Source organism: Nocardioides speluncae (assembly GCF_003121585.1).
Taxonomy (GTDB): domain Bacteria; phylum Actinomycetota; class Actinomycetes; order Propionibacteriales; family Nocardioidaceae; genus Nocardioides; species Nocardioides speluncae.
The window spans coordinates 155,939-181,910 of the sequence record NZ_QEOO01000016.1; the positions used below are offsets into that span (position 1 = coordinate 155,939).

Here is a 25,972-nt window from a genome sequence, read left to right on the forward strand (position 1 = left end):
ACGAGAGCCGTGGATCCCGCCTCCGCCCGGGTAGTCGCCGAGCTCGCCCGCTCGCAGCGACTCCGCCGCATCGCCTTCCTGGTGATCGGTGGCACGCTCGCCGCGCTGGCACTGCTCGTCCTGGCGCTGGTGATGATGATCAACTCGATCATCGGCTCCATGTCCGGGACCGGCGACGGCGGCGCCGCGTCCCTGTCCAGCGGCTGTACGTCGACCGGCGGCGCGGTCGAGGCGGCGACCGGCGACAACGTCTTCGAGGGAATGCTCAACACCTCCACGGTGGCCTCGCTGACCGACGAGCAGGAGCGCAACGCCGCGGCGATCGTCGGCGTCGGGCAGGACCTCGGCGTATCCGGACGTGGGCTGGTGATTGCACTGGCGACCGCGCTCCAGGAGTCGACCCTGCGCAACCTCGACTACGGCGACCGGGACTCGCTGGGCCTCTTCCAGCAGCGGCCGTCCACCGGTTGGGGCACGCCCGAGCAGGTGACGGACCCGATCCTCTCCGCGCAGGCGTTCTTCGGCCGCGCCAAGCACACCAACAACACCGGCCTGCTCGACATCGACGGCTGGCAGACGATGCCGATCACAGTCGCGGCGCAGGCGGTACAGCGCTCCGCGTTCCCGGACGCCTACGCCGACGACGAACCGCTCGCGCGCCGGATCGTGACCAGCCTCGGCGTGGTCGACATCGACGTCACCAGCTCCGAGGAGTGCCTGCAGCTGGCCGGCGACGCGGTTGTCTACCCGCTGCCGGCGAGCTCCGGCTACTACGACCAGACCAACTTCGGCGACTCCGGCGGTGCCTGGTCCCGGATGCACACCGGCACCGACCTCTCGGTCGGCTGCGGTACGCCGGTGCTCGCGGCGACCGGAGGCCGAGTGGTCCGCGACCCGAGCCACGCGAGCTGGGCCGGGCCGTACTACGTGCGGATCGAGACGGGCGGACCCGGCTCGCTGTCCACCTGGTACGCCCACATGCAGTCGGCGAGCGTCGAGGACGGCGACATCGTGCAGGCCGGCGAGCAGATCGGCGAGGTCGGCAACCTCGGCAACTCCTTCGGCTGCCACCTGCACTTCGAGGTGCACCCGACGGGCGGCACCATCTACGAGGACCCGTCCGACCCCACGCCCTGGCTGGCCACCCACGTCGGCGAGCCGCTGCCCGGGGTGTTCCCGGTCGACGACTCCGCCGGCGCCCCGGGCGGCAGGGACCTGGTGGCCGCGACGTTCAACGTGCTCGGCTACCACCACACCGAGAAGGGCGGCTTCCGGGCGTCGTACGCGTCGGGCGTCACCCGGATGAAGTGGGCGCTGAACCTGCTCGAGGCGCGCGGGATCACCGTCGTCGCGCTGCAGGAGTACGAAAAGCCACAGCACCGCACGCTGCTGGCCGACGGCGACTGGGAGGTGCACCGCGGCTCGCCGTACAACCACTTCAGCGGCGGCCAGAACACCGCCAGCGCGATCGCGGTCCGCTCCGACGTCTGGTCGATCACCAGCACCCACCAGGTGGCGGTGCCGTGGCCGAAGCGAACTTTGCACCTGCCAATAGCGGTCATCGAGCACCGTGAGACCGGCGCGGAGTACATCGTGGTCAGCGCGCACAACCCACTCGAGGACGCCGGCGCCAGGCTCGCGCTCAAGCACGAGCGGCAGCTGGTACGGCGGCTCAGCGCGAACACCGGCGTGCCCGTGATCTTCATGGGCGACTTCAATGACCGCCAGCGGGCGTTCTGCGCGATGACCTCGGGCGGTCAGCTGCATGCGGCCGTCGGCGGCAGCAACGACGGTACCGGCTGCCGCTACCCCAGCCCTTACGGCCAGGTCGACTGGATCTTCGGAAGTCCCGGTATCCAGTTCTCGGGTCACGAGGTCGACAAGAGCCCGAATGGACGGATCAGCGACCACCCGTTGATCTATACGCGGTTCTCATCGGGAGGGACCACATGACCGATCACGATTCTGACGACATACTGGGCTCTGTACCCTTTGACCGACCCTCGGACGCACACTCGGAGCAGAGGCATATGGAACTTCCCCCCGTCATCGCGGTGACCGTGACCGGCGATGTCGCGTTCCTCGACACGGAGCTACTGCATTTCCCGCTCGGCACCGAGCCGGACAAGGCGGCGCTGGACGAGGTCACCAAGCGATACGCCGCGCCCTCGGGCAAGCCGGTCCGGGTGGTGGCCGTCGACGACAACGCCACCGTCACACTGCTGGTGCACCCCGACGGGCACACCAGCGACGTCCGTCCGCTGCGGATGGACGACCCCCTGATCGACGCGTACGCCGACCGCGCCGGCGGCCTCCGCCTCCCCGAGGAGCCGGACGAGTCCGCGCTGGCCAAGCTCGGCGACCTCGGCGCGCGGATGACCGATCCGGCGAAGTCCGCGGCCGCCGGCATCGCCGCCAGCACCGCCCGGCTGCGCGAGCGGTCCCGCGCCCGCGCCGACGTCCGCGCCACCAACCGGGCCAACCGGGCCGCCGAGAAGGCAGCCAAGGTCCGGCAGCGGGCCGAGGAGAAGGAGGCGGCCAAGGCCGCGCTCGCTCGGACCAGCATCGCCGACGAGGTCGTCGTACCGAAGAAGGCGCCGAAGAAGGCGGCGGCACCGAAGCCCGACCTCCGCAAGACTGCTCCTCCTGCTGCGCCCGCAGCGACTGCCGCAGCGACTGCGTCTCCGGCAGCGTCTCCGGCCACCGAGCCGGGAGCGCGCGCCGCCGAGCGTCCGGCCCGGGCCAAGCAGGAGCGCACGCCCCGGTCCGAGCGGCCCGCCCCCACACGCGCCCACGCCAAGCCGACGCCCGGCCTCGCCCAGCGCGCCAGCTCGGTCAGCAAGGCCGCGGCCGCCGGGATCGGCGCCACGGCCGCGGCTGCCGGCGCTTCGACCAAGGCCGCCTCCGCCGGGATCGGCGCGAAGGCGGGCGCCGTCGGCGGCCGCACCAAGCTCGCCGCGGCCGACGTGGTCTCCAAGGCATCCACGGCCAGTGACAAGACCCGCGTCGCCGCGGCCGGCCTCGGCAGTGTCGCCGCCGAGATGGGCGGCAAGTCGAAGGTCGCCGCGGCCTCCCTCACCGGTAAGGCCTCGCAGGCGATCGGCAGCCCACAGGCCCGGACGGCGGCGGTGGCGATCATCGCCACCGCGGCGCTGGTGGTCTTCGCCGCGTTCGGGATCACGCTGTTCAACAGCAACGGCGGCCAGACCGGCAGCACCGCCGGCGACAGCGTGTCGACCGCGATCGTGCCGGAGACGCCCGGCTCCGCGAGGCAGTCCACGGCCGGTGCCGCCGCGCAGCCGACCGTGCCCGCGCCCACGTTCGCGCAGGCCGACCTCGTGACCGTCGGCGCCTTCGCGTACCCGCGTGAGGCGGCCGTGGTGGCGTTCACGTTCAAGGCGCCCGAGACGGTGCACGCCAAGCTCACTCTCGACCCGCAGGACGAGGGCAAGCCCTCGATCAGCCAGAGCGTCGAGCTGAAGAACGGCGAGACCAAGTACCTGATCCGCGACGTACCGTCCGGCACGGTTCGCTGGGAACTGGAGGCCTCCAACGTGCTGCCGATGAGCGGCGTGGTCGAGGTGGAGGCGCTACCGCTGCCGCCGACCGACACCGAGACCGACCCGACGGACCCGACCGACCCCACCGACCCTGACCCCGAGCCGGAGCCCGACCCGACGCCCCCGGCCAGCACCCCGCCGCCGGGCGGACCGGTCGACCCGGACGACCCGAGCGGCTCGCCCGGAGGCCCGGTCGACCCGGACATGCCCGCCTAGTCTCGTGGGCCCGCCGCGGCCCAGAATCGAAGGAAGAGGTCCCGCCCCCATGAAACCTCGCACGCTGATCGCCCTCTCGGTGACCGGTGCGGTGGCGCTTGCCGGTGTCGCAGTGGCCCCCGCCCCGGCCGCGACCGCCGACCGCTCCCACTACGGTTTCCGCATCGCCAGCACCGGCCAAGCCGCCGGCGGCTGGATCGGCTCCCGGTCCGCCGCCAAGCGCGTGGTCTACCGGATCGACGCCGGCGCGCGAACCGGATCGCCGTCCTACGGACCGGTCTTCCTCGCCCAGCGGATCAACGGCGCCGGACCCAAGACGGTCACCCGCCGCGACACCGCCCGCGCGGCGTACATCCTGTCCAAGTACGGCCGCCGGGCCGGCGACGGCGGCAACCTCCAGGCCGCCGCGGTCGACATCTCGCTCTACCACCTCCTGTACGGCGGCGCCTACGGCCTCAACGGCAGCAAGACCAGGGCCCGGCTCAGCCAGTCCGGTCAGGGCAGCACCATCCGTGAGTGGGCGGTGTTCATGCTCAAGCGGTCCGCCAAGTACGCCGGCCCCTACAGGATCCGCGTCGCATCGCCTGGGACCGTTGTCGGCGGCACCGTGCCGGTCACGATCAGGGTGACCACTCATAGCGGTGCGCCCATGGAGAAGCTGCCGGTCGCGGTGACCTTCCCGGGCAGCTCGCGGGTCTCGCTGCAGACCGACTCCACCGGCAAGGCCAAGACCACCTTCCGCGCACCAGAGGGCGGCTACCAGCGGCTCCGGGTCACGGTCGGCCAACTGCCCGAGCACCGGCTGCTGGTCCGCAAGCCGACCCGTCGTGGCGCCTCCCGGCTGGTCGTAGCCGACGTCAAGCGTTCGCGCCCGGTGGCCAAGAACGTCGCGATCCAGGCCCGTCCGAAGGTGACCCTGCACGCCCGGACGGGCAACATGCGGACCGGCCAGTCGGCGACCGGCGTCTTCAAGCTCGTCGACGGCGCCGATGACGTCGCGCGTAACGCCACTGTCCGCCTCTTCGGACCGTTCCGGACCCAGACCGCCGCCACCTGCGGGAACGGCTCCGGCAGCCCGGTCAAGACCGAGTCGGTCCGGGTGCGCGCCAACGGCAACTACGACCTCCCGGGCTACCGGGTGTCGAAGCCGGGCTACTACATCTGGCACGTCGACGTGCCCGAGAACGCGGTCAACCTCCGCACCTCGTCGTGTGGCGCGACCACGCTGGCCAAGGTCCGGCCGAGCTTCACCGTGACCAAGCCCAACTCGCCGGTCAGCGTCGGTGCTCGGGTGCGGGCGCTGCTGCGGGTCAGCAAACTGCCGTCGGGATACCGCAAAAGCGTGCCGGTCCGGCTGTTCGGGCCGTTCAAGTCGACCTCGGCGATCCGGTGCAGCACCAGCCTCCCGCACAAGCTCGTGTGGGTGCCGGTCGACAAGGACGGCACGTACTGGTCCAACCGGGTCAAGCTCACCAAGGCCGGCTACTACGGATGGCAGGGCCGGCTCCCGGCGAGCCCGCTCAGCACCGCCGTGACCACCAAGTGCCGCGGCATCGGCACCATGCTCAGAGCCAAGTAGTCCCTCCTGTCTGACGGGAGGGCGGCGTGGTGCGGGTTCCAGGCGAGGGCATCCCGGACGACGACGAGCTACGAACCCTGCTGGGTGAGGAGATAGCGGCGTCGTTCGAGGACCTCGCCCTGGACGGGCACGGCGAGCTGCGCGACATCACCAACTGGCGCGTCAAACGCGCGGACCCGCCGCCGGACATCCGTCTGGTGCGGGTGGAGGACGTCGGGCAGGTGATGGGCCGTCGGCTGATTTACGTCGATCCCGACGAGGGCCCGGTGTACAACCACCGGGCCGCCAGCGAGGTCTTCACCGATTCGGAGGGTCAGTGGGTCAAGATCGTGGAGGAGTGGCGCTATTTCGCGTGGCTGGCGCTTCCTGAGGGCAAGCGTCCGCCGGTCTGTCCCCGTTCGAAGGTCTACTCCCTCATCAATCTCTGGGTAGACCCGACTTCATGAAAGCGGTGCTAGAACGCCTAGGTTGCTTCCTTGGTGAAGTCGATGACCGCCGAGAACAGGTCACCAGTCAGGCCGGCGCCACCGGAGGCGCCATCCTTGGTGAGCTGAGCCAGGCCGGCCGGGTCGGTGAAAATCCAGTAACCGATGAAGAGCACACCAGCACCGATGCCGAGGTTTTTCTTGTTGACCGCCATTGGATCCCTCCCGGGGCCCGAGACCAGTAGTTAGCAGCGATTGTCCCTGGGTGCGAATGCTCACGCAATAGCGACCAAAGGAACAAAAGCCATAAACAGGCTATACCCGGCGTTGCCCGCATTGCCACCCACCCCAACAAGTGTCTCGCCGCAGGTCAGCCGCTGGAAACGGTGCTCCAGTGGTAACGCCCGGGAGTTCTTCGAGGGTCTGAGTGGTCAGGGTGCGTGCAGCGCAAGGCGTCGGAGGGAGGCGGGCCGGTGGCCCGTCGACCGACGACAACGCAGCGATGTGCGTGCCATGGCCGCTCAGGCCCCGATGAACTTCCGGGCGTTACCACTAGGCTCGGGGCTGTGAGGTTCGTGACCTGGCTCCTGACCAACGCTGCCGGGATTGCCGTGGCCGCGTGGCTCCTCGGTGGCATCTCCTTCGACGGTGACCGCTGGCAGGACAAGATCATCCCACTCCTGTTGGTGGCCCTGATCTTCGGGTTGGTCACCGTCTTCGTCGAGCCGGTCGTGAAAGTACTCTCGCTCCCGTTCATCATCGTGACCATCGGCCTGTTCCTGTTCGTGATCAACGCACTGATGTTCCTGCTCACCGGCTGGATCGCCGACCAGGCCGACATCGGGTTCGCCGTGGACGGCTTCTGGATCGCACTGCTCGGCTCGGTCATCGTCACCATCGTGACCGGCTTCATCGACGTCGCGGTCCTCGAGGACGACTAGTGACCGCCAACGTGCCAGCCGTGCCAGCCGTGCCGCCGCAGCGCCCCGCTGACGGGTCGGACCCGCGCCCGTACCGGATCGCGATGGTCTGCCTCGGCAACATCTGCCGCTCCCCGATGGCGCAGGTAGTGGTGGAGTCTCGCCTCGCAGAGGCGGGCCTGGCGGAGCTGGTCAGCGTGGACAGCAGCGGGACCGGCGGCTGGCACGTCGGCGACCCGATGGACCACCGTGCTGCCGCCACCCTCAGCAGCTACGGGTACGACGGCACCCGGCACCGCGCGCGCCAGTTCACGCGCGGCTGGGACGCGTCGTACGACCTGGTGCTGGCGATGGACGAGGGCAACCTGGCCGACCTCCGAGCGCTCACCGGCGGCGCCGGCGAAGCCGGCCGCCTGCGGTTGTTCCGCGACTTCGACCCGGACGACCCGGGCGCGGCGGTTCCGGACCCCTACTACGGTGGTGGCGACGGCTTCGAGGAGGTGCTGCGGATGGTCGACCGATCGGCCGACACCTTGGTGGCCGCGCTGACTCGGGAGCTGCTCCCAGCAGGGCGGGCCGACCGATGACCCGGCAGCCGCTGATCGCGCGCCGCGCCGAGGAGCTGCTCGGGGCGTCGGTGTCGGCCACCGCTCCGGTCGCCGGCGGCGACATCTGCACCGCCACCCGGCTCCGGCTCAGCGACGGCCGGATGGTGCTGATGAAGACCCACCCGCACGCGCCCAAGGGCTTCTTCGAGGCCGAGGCGCGCGGGCTGGCCTGGCTCGCGGAGGCCGCCGCCAAGGGCGGTGTCGTGGTCCCCGAGGTCTTAGCCGCCAACCACGAGTGCCTGATCCTGCGCTGGGTCGAGCCCGGCAAGCCGTCGGTGGATGCTGCCGAGGAGTTCGGGCGGCGCCTGGCGGCCACCCATGCGGTCGGCGCCGACAGCTTCGGGCTGGACCAGGACGGCTTCATCGGCCGGCTGCCGATGCTCAACCGGCCCCGCAAGTCCAACGCGGCGAGCTGGGCGGAGTTCTACGCCACCCGGCGGGTTCTGCCGTACCTCAAGCTGGCCCGGGACCGGGCCGCGATCACCGCCGACCAGGCAGCGGTCATCGAGGGCGTGGTGGGCAGGCTGCCCGATCTGGTGCCCGACGAGCCGCCCGCCCGGCTGCACGGCGACCTGTGGACCGGCAACGTCATCTGGGCCCACGACGGCACCGTCGCGGTCGTCGACCCCGCGGCGCACGCCGGCCACCGGGAGACCGACCTGGCGATGATGTCGCTGTTCGGGCTGGCGCACCTACCACGCGTACTGACGGCGTACGCCGATACCGCGCCGCTGGTCGACGGCTGGCAGGACCGGGTCGGACTGCACCAGCTGTTCCCGCTGCTGGTGCACGCCTGCATGTTCAAGAGTGGGTACGGCGCCCGCGCCGCCGAGGCCGTGGCTGGTTTCTAGCGGGGTCGGGTGGGGTGGACCGGTTGGTGCCTGGGCGGTCCAACATCGACCGTCGCCGAACCGCCCAAGCATCGACGTGCGGTTGCTAGCGGCCTGGGTGTCGTCCTGCTTCGGCGGGCTCCCATGGGCCGACGCTGGGGCCGGGGAGGGTCGGCTCGTTGCGCGGCGTCGGGAGTGCCCGGCGACCGCCACCGCTGCCGACCGTGGCGCCGGTCAGCGCGCGCACCAGAGCCGTGCCGATCTCACTGACGGCCACCCCGCCCTCGACGATCTCCACCCAGCCGAGCCGGGTCAGGTAGCTGGAGTAGGACTCGAGCATGATCCGCTCGGCGGTGTCGTCGACCACGGTCTGCCGGCGGTCCGGCTCGTCGGCGAAGGCATCCACGAAGCGGGCCTGTGGCCGCACGCCCTGCGCATTGAGGGTCTCGACGTACATCAGCACGCGTTGCGCCTGCTCGCTGACGACGTCCACGGCACCTGAGCCTAGCGAAGCCGTCGCGGCATCTTGCGCGGGCTCTCCGGGCAAATGGCGAGTCGTTGTTGCCAACCGGACTACCACAGGTGTAGTGCGCGGCCGAGCGGCTCGGCCAGCTCGGAGGCGTAGGTCGTGGTCAGGTGGCCAGGGTCGCGGTAGGGCAAGGTCGAGCCGATCACCATCGGGCAGTACTCGCGGTGGCACAGCCAGGGCTTCGGGTCGACGTACCGCAGCCCGGCCGCGACAGCGGTCTCCCGGGAGATCTCGGTCATCAGCGCGGCCCGCTCGTCTGGTTGAGACATGCACTCGCCGAGGTGGGCCGGCCGCGAGCTCAGGCAGGTGGCGGGGTCCTCGGGCAGCTTGGGTACGTCGCCGACAACTACCACCTCGTCGGCGAGCGGCTCGAGAGCGTCGTACAGGTCGGTGAACCCGGCCCGCATCACCTCCGGCTCGTCCTCGTAGTCGACCCGCTCGCCGGCGGCGTAGATGCCGTCCGTCGGCGACGCCGTGGAGACGACGACCAACTCCGGGTCGAGGTCGTCGACCTGCTCCAGCATCCACTCGTGGAACTCGGGGCAGTCCGGCCACTCCTCGTTGGTGCCGACCCGGGCCGGCTCGACCAGCGCGGCGGTGCACTGCGGCTTGACCAGGTAGTACACCGCGTAGCCCGTCTGCTCCGCGATCTCGTCGAACGCCGGGATCCAATGCCGGCCGTGCGAGTCGCCGACCACGACCATGGTCCGGTCGGCGTCCTCGTCGCCGCGGAGGCACAGGTCGCGCACGTCCTCGTAGGAGTAGTCGCAGTCGCCGACGTCGGCGACGTCGTCGCGCAGGTCCAGCAGGTCAGGGGTGAGGTCGCTGGGCACCTTCACATGATTGCGCGCGGCCAGCACCGATGCCGCCACCAGCGCCTTGGTGTCGTCCTCCGGGAGCGCAGCCTTCGTCTCGGACGTGCCGAAGTTCGCGGTCGTGATCGCCGGCTCGTCGCCGTGCTCGCCGCCGATCCGCTCGGTCCACGCCCAGCCGGCGCCGCAGGTGGCCAGCACCAGCGTCGCCGAGGCGGGGTAGATCAGCAGCGCGCGGCCGCCCTTCATCCAGCGCAGGCCGGCGAACCGGCCCGGCTCCCGGAACGGCGTCTCCACCCAGCGGTACGACGCACCTGCCAGTACGAAGGCCGCCGCGACGGCGAGCGCGGTCTCCCAGGGCGTGAGGTCGCGGGCCAGGTACAGCGCCGGCACCACCAGCAGCGGCCAGTGCCACAGGTAGAGCGAGTAGGACCAGTCGCCGATCACCCGCATCGGCCGCACCGACAGCAGCAGCGCGGTGAACGTCGGCGTCTTCCCCGGGTTCTGTCCGGCCAGGAGCAGCAGGCCGGTCGCCAGCACCGGCAGCAGCGCCGCTGCACCCGGGAAGGCCGTGGTCTCGTCGTACACCACACAGCTGATCGCGATCCCGACGACCCCGATCCCGGCCCCCAGCTCCCGCGCACGCTGGGTCCAGTCGCGGACGATGCTCGCGCCGGCGATCGCGCAGAACGCGCCGATCCCCAGCTCCCATGCCCGGGTCAGCGTCGAGAAGTACGCCGAGCCCGGCTCGACGCCGGTCTGGTACGCCGACCATGCCAGGCTCGCCGTACAGATGACCGCCAGCACCACCAGCAAGGGCTCCCGGTAGGCCGGCGGGTGAGAACCAGCCACAACATCGTCCGAACCACGCCGTCGCGCCACCATGGCCAGCACGGCCATGATCACCAGCGGCCAGACCAGGTAGAACTGCTCCTCGACCGCGAGCGACCAGTAGTGCTGCAGCGGCGAGGCGGTCTCGTCCTGGGCGAAGTAGTCGACGCCCTCCAGGCCGAACCGGATGTTGGCGGCGAACAGCGCAGCCCAGACGCCGTCGTACACCACGTCGACGGCGTCGATCAGGCTCGCCCAGATCACGGTGGCGGCGACGGTCACCACGATCACCACGGTTGCGGCGGGGATGATCCGGCGGGCGCGGCGGGCGTAGAAGCTGCCCAGCGAGATGGCGCCGGCGCGACCGGCCTCGGCCACCAGCAGCCCGGTGATCAGGTAGCCCGAGATCACGAAGAAGACGTCGACGCCGACGTAGCCACCGGGCAGGAACGGTACCCCGGCGTGGCTGAGGAGAACAGTGAGGACGGCAATTGCCCTTAGCCCCTGGATATCGGTGCGCAGCCCGTTCCCAGTCCCCTCCCGCACCGCGCGAGCATAGCCGCCAAACACTCTCAGGCGTGACTCAGGGGCAAATGACACACTCGGCGGCGTGACCACTTCCACTGAGCGACCGCGCGTGCTGGTCGTCGACGACGACCGCGCCGTGCGCGAGTCGCTGCGTCGCTCCCTGGAGTTCAACGGGTACGCCGTGAGCATGGCCGCCGACGGCGCCGAGGCGCTGGCCGGCATCGGCAGCATCGGCCCCGACGTCGTGGTGATGGACGTGATGATGCCGCGACTGGACGGCATCGAGGCGACCAAGGCGCTGCGCAAGGCTGGCAACGACGTACCCATCCTGGTGCTGACCGCGCGCGACGCCGTCGGCGACCGGGTCGAGGGCCTGGACGCCGGCGCCGACGACTACCTCACCAAGCCGTTCGCGCTGCAGGAGCTGCTGGCCCGACTGCGGGCGCTGCTGCGCCGGGTGACACCCCACGACGACGATGCCGACGAGACCCTGGCCTTCGCCGACCTGACCATGGACGTGGCCACCCGCGAGGTACGCCGCGGCGAGCGCGGGATCGAGCTGACCCGGACCGAGTTCACGCTGCTGGAGATGTTCCTGCGGCGGCCGCGGCGGGTGCTGGAGCGGTCGTTCATCCTGGAGGAGGTCTGGGGCTACGACTTCCCGACCACCGCCAACTCGCTGGAGGTGTACGTCGGGTACCTCCGGCGCAAGACCGAGGCAGAGGGCGAGACCCGGCTGCTGCACACCGTGCGCGGCGTGGGCTACGTGCTGAAGGAGTCATGAGCACGAGCAGTCAGGGCGATGGCTGGCACTACCGCCGGTCGCTGGCCAGTCGGGTCACGCTGCTGACCACGATGGCGGTCGGGCTGTCGGTGGCGTTCGTCGCACTCGGCGCCTACGTCACCGCCCGGATGCAGATGCAGTCCGCGCTCGACGCTTCGCTGGCCGCGCGCACCCAGGCGGCCGCGGAGACCGGCACTGTGGCCGCCGCCCGCGGTGAGCAGGTCAAGATCCCGCCGTTCATCCTCGGGGCGGCCGACGTCCGCCTGTTCGTGGTCCTTGCCGATGGCGAGACTCACGTCGTCGGCGACGGCAACGCACTGCGGTTCGGACCACCCGAAATCGCGGTTGCGAACGGCAAGGCCGACCACTCGATCCGGACGATCAGCGAGGACGGCGACCGCTACCGGGTGGCGGCCTGGCCGACCGGTGAGGGCGACGCCGCGCTGGTGCTCGCCCAGTCCCTGGAGCCACAGGACAACGTGCTGGCCAAGCTCGGCCTGGTGATGCTGCTGTTCGGCGGGGCGGGCGTGATCACGGCGGGCCTGGCGGGCTGGGGCGTGGCCCGCAACGGGCTGCGGCCGGTACGCCGGCTCACCGACGAGGCCGAGCGGATCGCGCGCACCGAGGACCTCACCCCGCTCACCGTCGAGGGCGACGACGAGATCGCGCGGCTCGCGACCGCCTTCAACAGCATGCTGTCCGCGCTCGCGGCGTCCCGGACCCGGCAGCGGCAGCTGGTCGCCGACGCCGGCCACGAGCTACGCACGCCGCTGACCAGCCTGCGCACCAACCTCGATCTGCTGCTCCAGGCCGACACCCATGGTGTCGGCCTGCCGCCCGAGGCGCGGTCCGAGCTGCTCGACGACGTTCGCGCCCAGATCCAGGAGCTGACCACGCTGATCGGCGACCTGGTCGAGCTGGCCCGCGACGAGCCGCTCCAGCACCTGGTCGAGCCGGTCGACCTCTCCGAGGTCGCGGACCGCGCCGTGGCGCGGGTACGCCGCCGCGCGCCGGGCGTGACGTTCGCCGTGGACGCCGAGCCGTGGTGGCTGATCGGCGAGTCGTCCGCCCTCGAGCGGGCGGTCACCAACCTGCTCGACAACGCCGCCAAGTGGAGCCCGGTCGGTGGCGTCGTCTCGCTGTCGGTGCACAACGGCGTACTCACCGTGGACGACCAGGGCCCGGGCATCGCCGAGGACGATCTGCCGCAGGTGTTCGACCGGTTCTACCGGTCCCCGGAGTCGCGGGGGATGTCCGGCTCCGGCCTCGGCCTGTCGATCGTCCGGCAGGTCGCGCACCGGCATGGCGGCGCGGTGTCGGCCGGCGCCGCACCGGGTGGTGGAGCTCGGCTGATGATGATGCTGCCTGGTCAGTCCAGCGAACCGAGCACACAACCTGCACCCCCCGCGGTTGACAGGGCAACGGAGGGGGAAAGACTTCGCCCATGAGCGAGCCCAACCCTCCCTTCGACCACACTCGGATGCGCCCGTCGGACCAGCCGGAGCCCCCGCGCCCCTCAGGCACACTGCCGCGCGGCTCCGCTGCCAGCCAGCCTCCCGCTCAGCCGCCCGCCCAGCCGCCTGCTCAGCCCCCAGCCCAGCAGGACCCGCACTCCACGACACAGCCGCTGCCGCAGGTCCGGGCCGTTCAGCCGGTCCAGCCCGTCCAGCCGCGCACGCAGCGGCTGGAGACCCAGCAGTTCCCGGCCGTCGAGCCGCAAGCGCCGGCACCGGGTGCGCCGTACGGTCCGCCGCCGGTACCTGCTGGCCGTGGTGGCGGTGGTCGGGGACGCGGGCTCGCGGCCGGCGTACTCGTGGGGGCGCTGGTGATCGGCGGTGCGGCAGGCCTCGGCGGCGCGGCGGCGTACGACCAGGTCGCTGGCGACGACACGGGCGAGGTCGACGCCGGTGAGATCGACACCTCCGGGCTGGATCCGCTGGACCTGGTGTCGGTCAACAGCGTGGCCAAGCAGGTGCTGCCGGTCGTCGTGAAGATCGACGCGATCAGCTCCGACGAGAGCACCGGCGGCAGCGGCTCGGGCATCGTGCTCAGCGAGGACGGCGAGATCCTCACCAACAACCACGTGGTCGAGCCGGCAGGCGAGGACGGCTCGCTGACTGTCTACTTCGACGACGGGTCGACTGCCGAGGCCGAGCTGATCGGCACCGACCCGCTCACCGACACCGCGCTGATCAAGGCCGAGGACGTCAGCGACCTGAAGACCGCCAAGGTCGGCTCGTCGGACAAGACCGAGGTCGGCCAGGCCGTGGTGGCCGTCGGCTCGCCGTACGGCCTGCAGGCCACGGTCACCGCCGGCATCGTGAGCGCCCTGCACCGCCCGATCGTGATGCCGCTGGCCACCGACTCGAGCCAGAACTCGGTGTACGACGCGATCCAGACCGACGCCGCGATCAACCCCGGCAACTCCGGTGGCGCGCTGGTCAACATGGCCGGCGAGGTGGTCGGCATCAACTCCTCGATCGAGCTGGCACGCGGCAACGACGGTGGTGGCGGCGACCTCGGCTCGATCGGCATCGGCTACGCGATCCCGATCGACAACGCGATGCCGATCATCGACCAGATCCGCAACGGCGAAGACGTGACCCACGCCCGCCTCGGCGTCTACCCGCGCACCGACTACGACGTCGGCGACGTCGTCCACGGCGCCGAGGTCGAGGACGTCGAGGAGGACAGCGCCGCCGAGGAGGCCGGCATCGAGGACGGCGACATCATCACCTCGATCGGCGGCATCCACGTCGGCAGCCCCAACGCCCTCCTCGCCGCCGTCTACGCCTTCCGCCCCGACGAAGAGACCGACGTCCAGCTGATCCGCGACGGCGAGACCGAGACCGTCCAGGTGAAGTTCGGCAGCGACGCCGAGTAGGCGCAAGGTAGCCACCCACCTCAGTCGAAGACGCGGAGGAGGCGGTCTGCTTTCCAGCGGGACTCGGCGTACTCCTCGGCGGGGTCGGAGCGGACGGTGATGCCACCGCCGGTGCCGAGGGTCCAGCGGCCGTCGCCGGTGGTGGTGAGGGAGCGGATGACGACGCCGAGGTCGGCGCGGCCGTCGCCGGAGAGCCAGCCGAAGGCGCCGGCGTAGGGGCCGCGCGGGGTGGCTTCGACGGCGTCTATGATCTGCATGGTGCGCAGCTTCGGCGCACCGGTCATCGAGCCGGCGGGGAACAGCGACCGCAGCGCCCCTACCGTGCTGACGTCGTCGCGGAGCCGGCCACGCACGGTGGAGACCAGCTGGTGGACCGACTCGTAGGACTCGACCGCCATCAGCTCGGGGACCGTCACCGAGCCCGCCTTGCAGACCATCGCGAGGTCGTTGCGCAGCAGGTCAACGATCATCAGGTTCTCGGCGCGGAACTTCGGGTCGTCGGCAAGCCTGACCCGCTGCCGTTCATCGTCCTCGGCGGTCGCACCCCGTGGGGTGGTGCCCTTGATCGGCTTGGTCTGCAGCCGGCGGCGCCGGTCGACCACGGCGTACCGCTCCGGTGACGAGCTCAGCAGCCATGCCTCGTGGCCGGGCACGGCGTGCTGCAGATACCCGGCGTACGGCGCAGGGTTGAGCTCGCGCAGCCGCAGGTACGCCGTCGGCGGCGCCAGCTCGCTGGCGACCTCGACCCGGTAGGTCAGATTGACCTCGTAGGAGTTCCCGGCGAGCAGCTCCTCCTGCACCTGCGCGAACTCCGCGGCGTACCAGTCCGGCACCTCCAGCACCCGAGGTGGCGGCAGCCCCGGGCTGCGCACCTCGTGGCGGTGCTCGTAGAGCTGGACGTGGCGGGCCCGCATCCACACCGCGTCCGGCATCCCACCGGCTGGAGAGACCGAGGCCGGCAGGTCGGCGCGGGCGGCGTACCCGAAGTAGCCGACCCAGTGGACCGCCGGGTCCTCGTCGGCCAGGTGTTCGTCGAGTACGGCGAAGATGTCGTCGCCGACCACCTCGGACCGACCGGACCGGTGCCGCAGTACCTGCCGGGTCGCCGCCGAGTAGGTGAGCGAGACGTCGGTCTCGTCCAGCCAGCCGACCAGCGACTGCCGGCCGGACCACTCGCGCGAGCCGCCGCCGTCGAGCCAGAAGCACCGCTCGTGCGTTGCCGCGGCGGCGAGGAAGCGCGGAACGGGATCGGTCAACGCCGAGCACCGCCCCGGAGGAAGTTGGCGACCAGCTGGGCGCCGTACTCGCTGAGGATCGACTCCGGGTGGAACTGCACGCCCTCCAGCGGCAGCGAGGTGTGCCGTACACCCATCACGACCGGATCCTGATCACCGTCCCCCGGCGTCGTGGCGGTCACCTCCAGACCTTCGGGCAGCCGCACCGCCCGCAGCGAGTGGTACCGCACTGCTCGGAACGCCTGCGGCAGACCCTGGAAGACCCCGCGACCGTCGTGGTCGACCAGCGCCAGCTCGCCGTGAGCCGGGAGGTCGCGGTCGACGGTGCCGCCGTACGCCGTCACCAGGCCCTGCATGCCGAGGCAGACCCCGAACACCGGCACCGTCGCGGCCTTGAGCACGTCGTTGCCGACCGAGAAGTCGGCTGGATCCGCGGGGTGGCCGGGGCCGGGCGACAGGACGACGTGCGAGAAGCCGAGCAGGTGGTCGGCAGAGGTCTCGTCGTGCTGGACCACGACCGGCAGCCGGCCGGTGACCGAGGCGATCAGGTGGACGAGGTTCCAGGTGTAGGAGTCGTGGTGGTCCACGACGACGACATCCGGGCTCGACACCCGGTCAACCTAACTCAGCGCTTGGTCGGCACCGGCACGTTCGGCGCCGCCGGCTCCTCGCTCGGCTCTCCGGGCTGGCCGGGCAGCACCGGCTCGGCCTTCAGCTCTTGCCCCGCGCGCACCTTGCGGCAGGTGTCGCTGACCGGCTCGTCGCGGGTCGCCTCGGCCACACACATGTCGAACTCGTCGAGCTTCTTCATCAGCTCGCGGATCTTGCCCTGGTTCTCCGGCAGGTTGAAGGTGTTGGTCTTCTCCCAGCTCCGGTAGCGGTAGTCGTAGTACTCGTAGGCGTAGTTGACGCCGGTCCAGCTGTTGTCGAGGTCGAGCCGCACCAGCAGACCGGTGCGGCTGCGGACGGCGACGTACGACGGGATCGTCTCCAGCGCGCCGCCGGTGTACGCCGCATCCGGGTCGTCGCCGGCGAGGCTGCGCGCGAAGGTGTGCTCGAAGAAGGCGTAGTCCTGACGGCTGAGGCCCGGCTGGGTCAGCGTCGGCACCAGTGAGATACCGGACTGGTACGTCGCCGGCTTGAGCCCCGCCATCTCCTCGAAGGTCGGCGCCAGGTCAATGTTGCTCACGACCTCCTGGCGTACGCCCGGCTTCACCCCGGGGCCGACCACGATCAGCGGCACCCGGGTGTCGGAGTCGTACGGCGTGCCCTTGCCGCGGATCAGGCCGTGCTGGCCGATGTGAAAGCCGTTGTCGGAGGTGAGCACGACGTAGGTGTCCGGGCTGACGGCGTCGAGGACCTTGCCGATCATCCGGTCGATCGACTGGACCATCTGCGCCCGGGAGCGGAGCGCGGACTGCGCGTCGGCGGCCGACAGTTTCCTGCCGGGGCGACGCCAGGCCGGGGCCTGCTTGCCGTTGCCGTAGTACGGCGCGTTGTCGGCGCGCTCGTCACCGAAGCCGGGCAGGTCACCGGTGTTCAGCGCGTTGCAGGAGACCGCTCCGCAGTTGCCCGGGTGCTCGTCGGTACGGCGGTCCTGGAACGCCGCTGGGAACAGCCCGTCTTCCGGGTAGGCGGGCGACCCGACCCGGCTGTGCGGGCCGTAGGTCGAGATCTCCAGGAAGTACGGGTCCTCGTCGTCGCGGTGCTTCTCCAGGAACTCCAGCGCCGCCTCTTCCTGCACGGTCGCGGCGTACTTGGCGTCCCGGTCTTCCTCGGACTCCTCCTCGTCGGGCCGCGGGTACTCACGCACCTTGACCTCGCGGTCCTCGACGTAGGTGGTGTCGAAGCCCCAGCCGTTGTAGGCGCTGCCGAACATCACCTGGAAGTCGTCCCAGCCCTCCGGCACGTCCGGGAACTCGCGGGTGCTCGGGTTCAGCTCGTACTGGTTGAGGTACTTCCCGACGAAGCCGGTGGTGTAGCCGGACTGCTGCAGCCGCACGTTGAACGCACGCTCACCGTTGCCGTAGGTGTCGAACGCCTCGTAGCCGCCGATCGGACCATAGGCGTTCGGCATGTTCGAGACGTTGGCGAGGACACCAGTCTGGTGCGGGTACTGGCCGGTGAAGATCGAGGCGCGGGACACGCAGCACAGGCTGTCGACGACGAACGAGTGGGCGTACGACGCTCCCCGGCGCTGCATGTCGAGCGCCGTCGGCATGGTCTGCAGGAGATCCATGGAGAAGTCGTCGAGCAGGATCATCACGATGTTCGGGCGATCGGCCGAGGTGGTCGGCTTGGCCGACGGCGGGGTGCCGCTCTCGCGCGTCGGAAGGGGCTGCCCGGGCTCCTCGACGGAGTCCCCGCTGCGGTCGTTAAGCCCACACCCGGCCGCGAGCGCGCCCACGACGAGTGCAGCAACGAGCCTGCCCCGTGTCCTCATTGTCTTGCTTCCTCCCCCACCAACCGCGCGTCCGACCCTTCGCGGGTAAGACGCCACGGCACCCCGGAAGGTTGCCCGGCGATGAACTTACGTGGAAATGGCGCTCGACCGGAGACCCGGCCGACGCCTCGAACTGGGCCCCAGAGTAGTGGGAGGGCCACAACCGACGCACATCGCCGATCCTCGTCAATGACATCGCCTGGGCCGTCGGCATCGACGGCCCAGGCGGACATCCCGACGGATCCGACTACGAGCAGTAGCTCCGCGGGCGAACGCTGACCCGGTACGCATAGCTGCCGGTGCTGGAGCCGAAGTGGAGCACCTTGACGCCGCTGCTCACGGTCGGCACCGTGCGCTTGCCAAGGAAGTCATCCGCATCCGGCCAGTCATCTTCGTAGAGTGAGAACTCGTCGCCTGCCGGGAACGCCTTATTGAGGCTCCGGGAGGTGCCGGCGACCATGTCCTTCGGGCCCCAGAAGCGCCCCAGATCGACCATGAGGTACGGCTCGTCAGCGCCGCCGTCCTGGGTGTTGTCGGCGTAGATCCGGTACAGGCACACCCACGATGCGCGCGCTGACTCCGCCTTCGCAGCGCCGTCGGGCGCGGCTTGGGACGGCCCGGGCATCGCGAGCGCGCCGCCCGCGACGGCCGCCACCGCGAGGCACCCGGCCAGTTTCCTCGTCATCATCGTGAACTCCTCCATGCTTGTCGTGTCCGATGAGGGCTCCCCCGTTACGAGCCAGGAGCCGCGGGGCAACACTAGGAACCCGGTCTGACCGGGAGCTGACGAACGTCTGACACGGAACCGGGCGGGCGTTGCAACCAGGTAGCGGCGGCATGCGTAAGCCTGGCAAACGGGTCAGGAAGGATGCGAACGTGACGAGCGAGGCGGGACTGAAGATCCGACTGCTCGGACCTCTCGAGGTACGGGCGAACGGAGTACCGGTCGGCATCCCTGGCCGGCGGCCGCGGGCGCTGTTGGCCGTGCTGGCACTGTCGGCGGGGCAACCGGTGCCAGTGGAGACGCTGTACGAGCGGGTGTGGGGCGAGGACCTGCCGGGCAACGTCCGTGGGTCCCTCTACAGTTGCGTGCGGAGGTTGCGCACGGTCCTCGGTGACGACGCGATCGGCAGCGCCGCGGGGCGCTACACACTGAACGTGGCACCCGACGCCGTCGACGCGATCCGCTTCTCCGATCTGCTCGATCGAGCGTTCAGCGCGGGCCCGGATCAGGTCGGCTCGCTGATACGCGAGGCACTCGCTCTGTGGCACGGCACTCCGTTCGCCGAGCCGCTGTCGGACTGGCTGAACGAGGTCGAGTCTCAGCGGCTGACCGAGCGCCATCTGTCGGCGGTGGAGCACCGCACCGACGCCGAGCTCGCCATCGGCGCCGCCGGCTCGATCGCCGAGCTCCAGCGCCTCGCCGCCGACCACCCGTTGCGAGAGACCCTGTGGGCGCGGCTGATCGTGGCCTTGGCGCGCTCCGGGCGGCAGGCCGAGGCGCTGGCGGCGTACGAGCAGATCCGGCGCCGGCTCGCCGATGAACTCGGCATCGACCCGAGCCGTGAGCTGCAGGCGATCTACGCCGAGCTGCTGAACGGTACGGCGCCCAGTGCGTCATTGGCGGGCTCGGCAGCGCCGGCGCCCGTCGTACCCCGCCAGCTCCCGGCCGCAGGCAGCGATTTCACCGGCCGGCAGGACGCCCTGACCGAGCTCGACCAGCATCTCGCCGAGGTCGGCGACGTCAACCAGCCGGTTGTGATCACCGGGCTGCACGGCATGGGCGGGGTCGGCAAAACCACGCTCGCGCTGCACTGGGCCCATCAGGTGAGCGAGCGCTTCGCCGACGGCCAGCTCTTCGTCAACCTGCGCGGTTACGGCCCGGGCCAGCCGATGCCAGCATCGGCCGCCCTGGATCTGCTGCTGCGCGGGATCGGCGTGCCCGGCGAGGACATCCCCGCAGACATCGATGCTCGGAGCGCGCTCTTTCGCAGTCGGCTCGCGGGCCGTCGCATGCTGATCGTGCTCGACAACGCGCGTGACGCCGAGCAGGTACGGCCCCTGGTGCCCGGGTCCGGGTCGATGGTGCTGGTGACCAGCCGCGGCCAGCTGCGCGGCCTCGCCGCGCGCGAGGGCGCGCGGCGAATCTCCCTCGACACCCTGTCGGAGGAGGAGTCGGTGGCACTGCTCGTAGCCCGGCTCGCCGAGCAAGGGGTCACTCGGCACCTCTCTGGCCTGGCCGAGCTGGCCCGCCTGTGCGGCTACCTCCCGCTCGCGCTGGTGATCGCGGCCGAGCGAGCGGGACGGTATGCCGACGGCCTGGCGGTCGTCGTGCAGGACCTCCAGGACGAGCGCGACCGCCTCAGCGCGCTGGAGTCCGACGACGAAACGACCAGCCTGCGTGCGGTCTTCTCCTGGTCCTATCAGGCGCTGGATGCCGACGCCGCGCGGATGTTCCGGCTGCTGGGCCTACCGCCGGGCGCCGACGTCGGGGTGGGGGCGGTGGCCGCGCTCGCCGGTACAGGGATCGGCACCGCGCGCCGCCTGCTCGACCGCTTGGCCGAACTCAGCCTGGTCGAGCGGCGGGCCGCCGGCCGCTTCGGGCTGCACGACCACCTTCGCGCCTACGCCGCTGAGCTCTGCCGCGACCTCGATGCCGAGCACGACCGCCGCACCGCTCTCGATCGCCTCTACGGCTGGTGTGTTCAGTCGGCAACGAACGCCGCGTTGGTGGAGAACCCCCGTACCGCACTGTCCCGCCTCCCCACCCCGTCGGACATCGATCCTGCAACCTTCGATGACGACCGCATGGCCCGCGACTGGCTTCGTCTGGAGGCGGACTTCGCCGTAGCCCTGGCCCAAGGTGCAGCCGACGACCGGCCCGATGTGGTCTATAGGCTTGTGCACGCCCTCTACGAAGAGCTCTGGCGGCGTCAGGCGTTTGATCAACTGTCGACTCTGCTGGATCGCGCGCTCGACGCGGCGCGACAGACCGGCGATCAATGGGCGGAAGCCAAGACCCACAACCTCATCGCGTTGTACTACCTCACGGTCGCGCGGTACTCCATAGCCAGGCCACACCTCGAACACTCGATCAACCTTTTCGAGGCAGCAGGAGACACCCAAGGGCAGGTAGCGGCGTTGAACACTCTGGGCTTGATCGAATGCACGGTAGGTAGACCGCTCACGGCGATCAACCACTTCCAGGAAGCCCTCGACCTCGCGCATGAGCATGGGGACCCATTGGGTGAGGCCGGGCTCCTCAACAATGTCGCTGGAGCCTACCAGGACCTATCGCAGTACGACGCTGCGGCCGAAGCGGCGCAACGTGCGTTAGCGATCTATCGAGGGCACGGATCATTGGGAGACCAGGCGATGGTCCTCGACACGCTTGGAGAGGTCTACACAGCGGCCAACCGACATGATGAAGCGATCCCGTGCTTGCAGCAGGCGAAATCGATGGCCCAAACACTCGGCGATCGACCGCTCGAGGCGATCGCCACGGCGAATTTCGCACGCGCGCTTCGCGACGCAGGACAGCTTGACGAGGCTCGGCAGAACGTCTTGGCAGCGATCAGCCTGATGGACAGCGCCCGTCTCGCCGACTTCTACGACCTTCGGCGATCCGACCTCGTCGAACTGCTGGCGAGCGTCAGCCCTGTCCAGTCGGCGTGAGCAGGTCCACGACCAGGTTGTGGATCAGGTCGTAGCCGTGCTCGGTGAGGATCGACTCGGCGTGGAACTGGATGCCGCGGTAGTGCGGGCCGCGTAGGTGGTGCACGTCGCCGGTCTCGGGGTCGGCGTCAACGCTGACCCCCTCCGGCAGCTCACCGGCCCGGCCCACGAAGGTGTTGTAGAAGCCGACCCGCTCGGTACGGCCGTTGAGCTCGACCGGCGACTGGGTCCCCTGGAACACGATGTCCTTGAACGCCAGCGGGATGCCGAGGTGGTGGCACAGCGCCTGGTGGCCGAGGCAGACCGCGAGGAACGGCTTGCGCTCCGCCATCAGCCGGGCCACCGCGGCGCGCAGCGCCTGCATCTTCGGGTCGTCGCCGTCGCGCGGGTCGCCGGGCCCGGGGCCGACGATCACCAGGTCGTAGTCGTCGAACCCGATGGCGAGCACTTCGTCGGTCCGCTCGTGACGGACCACGGTCGTGGTCATTCCGAGTACGCCGAGGACGTGGCAGAGCATGTTCACGAAGTCGTCCTCGCCGTCCAGGACGAGCACCCGCTTGCCGCGCAGGACCGGGTCCGGCGGGGCGCCGCCCTGCTCGGTCAGCCAGAACTTGCTGAGCCGCTGGTTGCGGGAGTGCAGCGCGATCAGCACGTCCTCGTCGATGGCGAGCTCGAGCACGCTCTCGCGCGGCGCCGTCGACTGCGGCGCCAGGCCGAACGCGGACAGGATGCCGCCGGCCTTGGCGTGCGTCTCCGCGACCTCGTACGCCGGGTCCGAGTCGCGCACCAGCGTCGCGCCGGCGGTCACCTTCAGCTCGCCGCCGACGCTGACGTCCGCGGTGCGGATCACGATCGGGCTGTCGGCCGTCGGCTGGCCGTCAGGGTCGCGGCCGAGCAGCGCCAGCGCGGCGGCGTAGTAGCCGCGGCCGGCAGACTCGTACTCCTTGATCAACCGGCAGGCGTTCTCCACCGGGCTGCCGGTCACGGTCGCGGCGTACATCGAGTCGCGCAGGATCTCCCGGACGTCGCGGTGGCTGCGGCCGGCGAGGATGTACTCGGTGTGCACCAGGTGGCTCATCGGCTTCAGGAACGGGCCGAGCACCAGGCCGCCCTCCTGGCAGATCTGGCACATCATCTTCAGCTCTTCGTCGACGACCATGAAGAGCTCGTAGATCTCCTTCTCGTCCCGCAGGAAGTCCAGCAGCGCCTGCTTACGGGCGACCTGCTCGTCGTACCCCTTGAGCCGGAAGGTGCCGGAGATCGGGTTCATCCGGACGTCGCCGCCGCGGACACTGACGTGCCGCTCCGGGCTGGCGCCGACGAGATAACGCTCTCCGGTGAAGAAGGCGTAGGTCCAGTAGGCGCCGCGCTCGCGCTCCAGCAGCCGGCGGAACACGGTGAGCGCCTGGTCGGCGCCCCAGCCGTCGAGCTGGGCGCGGTAGTGGCGGCCGATCACGAGGTTCGCGCCCTCGCCCTGGCCGATCTCGTCGCGGATGATCGCCTCGACGACCTTGGCGTACTCGTCGTCGGAGGTGTCGAAGCCACCGCGATCCGTGAACTCCACGGGTACGTCGGGCAGTGCCGCGAGCGTGTCGGCGAGCGGGACCTCGACCTCACTGGCGATGTCGACCACGACCAGCGGCGTACCGTCGTCGTGCGCCTCGAAGCCACGCTCGGTCACCTGGCGGAACGGGATCGCGACCAGCCGGTCGAACCGGCGGCCCTCCTCGGGCACGCCCTCTTCGAGCGGTACGTCGAGCAGACTCGCCAGCCTCGACGGCGTACCACCGACCAGAGTCACCGTCTGGGAGTCGCGGAGCCGGATCGCCGCCCAGGCCTCGAAGCCCCGCATCGCATCCAGTGTGGACCGGGCGTCAGGCTGCGAGTTCATGGCCGAAATCTAACCGGCGGACGCATCTCGGCGCGCATCTGTGGGCACCGACGAGACGAGGTACCTGCTGAATGCACATATCCGGAGGTACGCTGCCGCAAGCGACTGCATTCGGATCGGGAGGGTGCGCCGTGAGAAAAGATGCCAAGCGCCGTTACCACTCCCCTCTGCGCGAGCGGAAGGCGGCGGCGACGAAGGCGGCCATCTGCGATGCCGCCGCGCGCCTTTTCGTCCAGGACGGCTACCTACTGACCAGCATGCGGGCAGTGGCAGCGGAGGCCGGCGTCGGCGAGCGGACCGTGTACGCCGCGTTCCCGACCAAGCGCGACCTGTTCGTGCACTGCCTGTGGGTAGCCACGCGTGTGGATGACGTCGACGCGGCCACCCAGCTGCTCCGCCGCACCTCCGACGCCGACGAGCCAACCGAAGTGCTGGCCGCCGCCGTCGACTTCGGCTACGACCTGATGGACCGGGCGGGCGCCCTGATCTACGCGATCGTCGAGGCCGCCGCCAGCGACCCCGACCTGGCCGCACTGCACGTCACCGGCCGCGACCGGATGCTGGAGTCGCTACGCGAGGTCACCAAGCGGCTGGACGAGCTCGACGCCCTCGCCGACGGTGTGTCCCCGCAGGAGGCCGCCGACATCCTCTACGTGCTGATGTCCTCCCACGTCCGGCACCTGCTCGTGGAGCATCGCGGCTGGACCACCGATCGCTACCGCGAGTTCCTCCACAACGTCGCCGCCAGCCAGATCCTACGCTGAACAGTGCGTCCAGTCTGCGTCAGGCGGGCGGCTAGATCGACACAAGATCTGCGGCTAGATCAACGCGGACCCTGCGGCCAAATCAACGCGGACTCTGCGGCCAAATCAACGCGGACCCTGCGGCTAAATCAACATGTCCATGTCACACTGGGCATATGGCAGGGTCAGTTCGCTCACCGCTGGGGCGCATCGTGCCTCGACACGCCCACGCAATGGTCGAGGAGGCACTGGCGGATACCCGGGTTGTACTTGTCAACGGCGCACGCCAATCGGGCAAGAGCACCCTCGTCGCCCTGATCGCGGAGGCCCGGGGTGGCGACATACGGACACTCGACCAACCGGCGACGCTGCAGGCGGCTCGGTTCGACCCTGAGGAGTTCATCGAGTCGCCAGGCGACGAGCTGCCAGGCCTCGTGGTCATCGACGAGATCCAACGAGACCTCGATCTCATCCTGCCGATCAAGGCCAGCGTCGATGCCGACCCACGTCCCGGGCGGTTCCTGTTGACCGGCTCAGCGCGGCTACTCGGATTGCGTGGATTGCCTGACGCATTGCCCGGCCGGATGGAAACCGTCGAGCTCTGGCCGTTGTCCCAGGGCGAGATCGACGGACAGCCTGACGGCTTCGTAGATGCAATCTTCGAAGCCGGCCCCGCGCTTCGTCACAGATCCGAGGAGGGCCGCACAGGCTACGTCGAACGGATCGTGCGCGGCGGCTTCCCCGAAGCTGTCAGTCGAACCGCGCACCGACGTGAGCGATTCTTCGACAACTACGTCGCCGACATCATCAACCGGGACGTCATCCAGCTCTCCGAGATCGAACGAGGACCGGAGATGCGCAGGCTGGCACATATGGTTGCCGCACGCTCCGGACAACTCCTGGTCGCCGGCAGTCTCGGGAACGCCCTCGGCCTACCCCAGCCGACCGTGAAGCGGTACCTCACCCTGCTTGAGGAGGTGTTTCTGATCAAACGCATCCCCGCTTGGTCCCGCAACCTCACCACTCGCGCGGTTGGCACCTCGAAGGCGGCCATGGTGGACTCGGGAGTCGCGGCCAACCTGCTTGGGATTGGCGCCCACGCGCTCCGTCGACCGGCCGGCCCGCTGGGGCCACTCCTCGAGGGCTTCGTAGCGATGGAGCTCGCGCGCCAGCTGACTTGGTCTCGACATCGCGCCGACCTGTTCCACTACCGCACGAAGGACCAAGTCGAGGTCGACATCGTCATAGAGGACCGCCGCGGCCGGGTCGTCGCGATCGACGTCAAGGCAGGCTCGACCGTCCGCGCCGAGGACTTCCGGGGACTTCGGCACCTCGCTGACCGGCTTGGCGACGATCTGGTGGTCGGCCTCGTCCTCTACACAGGCCAGCAGACTCTCCCGTTCGGACCCCAGTTCCGGGCGATGCCTATCAGTGCCCTGTGGGAGGTCGCCGCCCCGGCGTAGCGGATATCGATCTCCA

At 70.1% G+C, this 25,972-nt stretch carries 21 protein-coding genes; 13 read left to right on the plus strand and 8 right to left on the minus strand.

All coding sequences use genetic code 11. The features are described from left to right. Window positions 1–9 precede the first annotated feature (9 nt). The 4 genes from DDV73_RS08165 (at window position 10) to DDV73_RS08180 (ending at window position 5,801) form a co-directional block, all read left to right on the plus strand. Window positions 10–1,953, plus strand: a complete 1,944-nt coding sequence (locus DDV73_RS08165; protein WP_109506752.1) for a peptidoglycan DD-metalloendopeptidase family protein — start codon at window positions 10–12, stop codon at window positions 1,951–1,953. 77 nt (window positions 1,954–2,030) lie between these two features. Then, a complete protein-coding gene (locus tag DDV73_RS08170) occupies window positions 2,031–3,776 on the plus strand; it encodes a hypothetical protein (RefSeq protein ID WP_109506753.1) in 1,746 nt (581 codons plus the stop codon). Between the two features lie 49 nt (window positions 3,777–3,825). Beyond that, window positions 3,826–5,355 carry a hypothetical protein gene (locus DDV73_RS08175; RefSeq protein ID WP_109506754.1) on the plus strand — a complete coding sequence of 510 codons (1,530 nt, stop codon included), beginning with the start codon at window positions 3,826–3,828 and terminating at the stop codon, window positions 5,353–5,355. Between the two features lie 26 nt (window positions 5,356–5,381). Then, window positions 5,382–5,801 (plus strand): hypothetical protein, encoded by a 420-nt coding sequence (locus tag DDV73_RS08180; RefSeq protein WP_109506755.1) that lies wholly within the window; start codon window positions 5,382–5,384, stop codon window positions 5,799–5,801. 17 nt (window positions 5,802–5,818) lie between these two features. Here DDV73_RS08180 and DDV73_RS27845 read toward each other — a convergent pair whose 3' ends face one another. Then, on the minus strand, window positions 5,819–5,995 hold the full coding sequence (locus DDV73_RS27845; protein WP_154402667.1) for a hypothetical protein: 177 nt from the start codon (window positions 5,993–5,995) through the stop codon (window positions 5,819–5,821). A 351-nt stretch (window positions 5,996–6,346) separates the two neighbouring features. On the opposite strand from DDV73_RS27845, the gene DDV73_RS08185 reads away from it, so the two are divergent. From DDV73_RS08185 to DDV73_RS08195, 3 genes are read left to right on the plus strand one after another with little or no spacing between them, the layout of a single operon-like run. Continuing rightward, window positions 6,347–6,721, plus strand: coding sequence for a phage holin family protein (locus DDV73_RS08185; RefSeq protein ID WP_109506756.1), 375 nt, complete (start codon window positions 6,347–6,349; stop codon window positions 6,719–6,721). A 20-nt stretch (window positions 6,722–6,741) separates the two neighbouring features. After that, window positions 6,742–7,287, plus strand: coding sequence for a low molecular weight protein-tyrosine-phosphatase (locus DDV73_RS08190; RefSeq protein ID WP_240617180.1), 546 nt, complete (start codon window positions 6,742–6,744; stop codon window positions 7,285–7,287). Then, window positions 7,284–8,159, plus strand: a complete 876-nt coding sequence (locus DDV73_RS08195; RefSeq protein WP_109506757.1) for a fructosamine kinase family protein — start codon at window positions 7,284–7,286, stop codon at window positions 8,157–8,159. The genes DDV73_RS08190 and DDV73_RS08195 overlap by 4 nt, the downstream gene beginning before the upstream one ends. Window positions 8,160–8,244: 85 nt before the next feature. Here the strand turns inward: DDV73_RS08195 and DDV73_RS08200 are convergent, their stop codons facing one another. Further along, window positions 8,245–8,631, minus strand: coding sequence for a hypothetical protein (locus DDV73_RS08200; protein ID WP_109506758.1), 387 nt, complete (start codon window positions 8,629–8,631; stop codon window positions 8,245–8,247). 80 nt (window positions 8,632–8,711) lie between these two features. Beyond that, a complete protein-coding gene (locus tag DDV73_RS08205; protein WP_161962322.1) occupies window positions 8,712–10,856 on the minus strand; it encodes an acyltransferase family protein in 2,145 nt (714 codons plus the stop codon). A 64-nt stretch (window positions 10,857–10,920) separates the two neighbouring features. Between DDV73_RS08205 and DDV73_RS08210 the strand changes: the two genes are divergently transcribed. Genes DDV73_RS08210 through DDV73_RS08220 form a run of 3 tightly spaced genes read left to right on the plus strand, consistent with a single transcriptional unit; the run spans window position 10,921 to window position 14,506 of the window. Continuing rightward, the gene (locus tag DDV73_RS08210; protein WP_109506760.1) at window positions 10,921–11,622 is read left to right on the plus strand and encodes a response regulator transcription factor; all 702 of its coding nucleotides are present in this window, start codon (window positions 10,921–10,923) and stop codon (window positions 11,620–11,622) included. Further along, window positions 11,619–13,070 (plus strand): sensor histidine kinase, encoded by a 1,452-nt coding sequence (locus DDV73_RS08215; RefSeq protein ID WP_109506761.1) that lies wholly within the window; start codon window positions 11,619–11,621, stop codon window positions 13,068–13,070. Before DDV73_RS08210 ends, DDV73_RS08215 begins: the two co-directional genes overlap by 4 nt. Then, the gene (locus DDV73_RS08220) at window positions 13,067–14,506 is read left to right on the plus strand and encodes a S1C family serine protease (protein WP_240617181.1); all 1,440 of its coding nucleotides are present in this window, start codon (window positions 13,067–13,069) and stop codon (window positions 14,504–14,506) included. Before DDV73_RS08215 ends, DDV73_RS08220 begins: the two co-directional genes overlap by 4 nt. 20 nt (window positions 14,507–14,526) lie before the next feature. Here DDV73_RS08220 and DDV73_RS08225 read toward each other — a convergent pair whose 3' ends face one another. The 4 genes from DDV73_RS08225 to DDV73_RS08240 all read right to left on the minus strand — a co-directional run bounded on the left by DDV73_RS08225 (window position 14,527) and on the right by DDV73_RS08240 (window position 18,872). Next, on the minus strand, window positions 14,527–15,762 hold the full coding sequence (locus tag DDV73_RS08225) for an anthranilate synthase component I family protein (protein ID WP_109506763.1): 1,236 nt from the start codon (window positions 15,760–15,762) through the stop codon (window positions 14,527–14,529). Then, the gene (locus DDV73_RS08230) at window positions 15,759–16,352 is read right to left on the minus strand and encodes an anthranilate synthase component II (RefSeq protein WP_109506764.1); all 594 of its coding nucleotides are present in this window, start codon (window positions 16,350–16,352) and stop codon (window positions 15,759–15,761) included. Before DDV73_RS08230 ends, DDV73_RS08225 begins: the two co-directional genes overlap by 4 nt. A gap of 14 nt (window positions 16,353–16,366) precedes the next feature. Continuing rightward, the gene (locus DDV73_RS08235; protein WP_109506765.1) at window positions 16,367–18,184 is read right to left on the minus strand and encodes a sulfatase-like hydrolase/transferase; all 1,818 of its coding nucleotides are present in this window, start codon (window positions 18,182–18,184) and stop codon (window positions 16,367–16,369) included. 247 nt (window positions 18,185–18,431) lie between these two features. Beyond that, window positions 18,432–18,872 carry a hypothetical protein gene (locus DDV73_RS08240; RefSeq protein WP_154402668.1) on the minus strand — a complete coding sequence of 147 codons (441 nt, stop codon included), beginning with the start codon at window positions 18,870–18,872 and terminating at the stop codon, window positions 18,432–18,434. 188 nt (window positions 18,873–19,060) lie between these two features. Here DDV73_RS08240 and DDV73_RS08245 point away from each other — a divergent pair, with 188 nt between their 5' ends. Next, window positions 19,061–21,859 carry an AfsR/SARP family transcriptional regulator gene (locus DDV73_RS08245; protein WP_161962323.1) on the plus strand — a complete coding sequence of 933 codons (2,799 nt, stop codon included), beginning with the start codon at window positions 19,061–19,063 and terminating at the stop codon, window positions 21,857–21,859. Here the strand turns inward: DDV73_RS08245 and DDV73_RS08250 are convergent. Then, entirely contained in the window at window positions 21,837–23,750 is a 1,914-nt protein-coding gene (locus DDV73_RS08250) for an anthranilate synthase family protein (protein ID WP_109506768.1), read from the minus strand. The two genes, DDV73_RS08245 and DDV73_RS08250, sit on opposite strands and share 23 nt — an antisense overlap. Before the next feature lie 131 nt (window positions 23,751–23,881). On the opposite strand from DDV73_RS08250, the gene DDV73_RS08255 reads away from it, so the two are divergent. Beyond that, the gene (locus tag DDV73_RS08255) at window positions 23,882–24,514 is read left to right on the plus strand and encodes a TetR/AcrR family transcriptional regulator (RefSeq protein ID WP_161962324.1); all 633 of its coding nucleotides are present in this window, start codon (window positions 23,882–23,884) and stop codon (window positions 24,512–24,514) included. A 212-nt stretch (window positions 24,515–24,726) separates the two neighbouring features. Next, window positions 24,727–25,956: an ATP-binding protein gene (locus DDV73_RS08260; RefSeq protein WP_240617182.1), complete on the plus strand. Its 1,230-nt coding sequence runs from the start codon at window positions 24,727–24,729 to the stop codon at window positions 25,954–25,956. Window positions 25,957–25,972: the final 16 nt, after the last annotated feature.

What these genes read in the sequence shown, in the direction of transcription:
- DDV73_RS08170 (WP_109506753.1), top strand. Translation starts at nt 2,031, where the DNA reads ATGGAACTTCCCCCCGTCATCGCGGTGACCGTGACCGGCGATGTCGCG.
- DDV73_RS08175 (WP_109506754.1), top strand. Translation starts at nt 3,826, where the DNA reads ATGAAACCTCGCACGCTGATCGCCCTCTCGGTGACCGGTGCGGTGGCG.
- DDV73_RS27845 (WP_154402667.1), bottom strand. Translation starts at nt 5,995, where the DNA reads ATGGCGGTCAACAAGAAAAACCTCGGCATCGGTGCTGGTGTGCTCTTC.
- DDV73_RS08195 (WP_109506757.1), top strand. Translation starts at nt 7,284, where the DNA reads ATGACCCGGCAGCCGCTGATCGCGCGCCGCGCCGAGGAGCTGCTCGGG.
- DDV73_RS08215 (WP_109506761.1), top strand. Translation starts at nt 11,619, where the DNA reads ATGAGCACGAGCAGTCAGGGCGATGGCTGGCACTACCGCCGGTCGCTG.
- DDV73_RS08220 (WP_240617181.1), top strand. Translation starts at nt 13,067, where the DNA reads ATGAGCGAGCCCAACCCTCCCTTCGACCACACTCGGATGCGCCCGTCG.
- DDV73_RS08235 (WP_109506765.1), bottom strand. Translation starts at nt 18,184, where the DNA reads ATGAGGACACGGGGCAGGCTCGTTGCTGCACTCGTCGTGGGCGCGCTC.
- DDV73_RS08240 (WP_154402668.1), bottom strand. Translation starts at nt 18,872, where the DNA reads ATGATGACGAGGAAACTGGCCGGGTGCCTCGCGGTGGCGGCCGTCGCG.
- DDV73_RS08250 (WP_109506768.1), bottom strand. Translation starts at nt 23,750, where the DNA reads ATGAACTCGCAGCCTGACGCCCGGTCCACACTGGATGCGATGCGGGGC.
- DDV73_RS08260 (WP_240617182.1), top strand. Translation starts at nt 24,727, where the DNA reads ATGGTCGAGGAGGCACTGGCGGATACCCGGGTTGTACTTGTCAACGGC.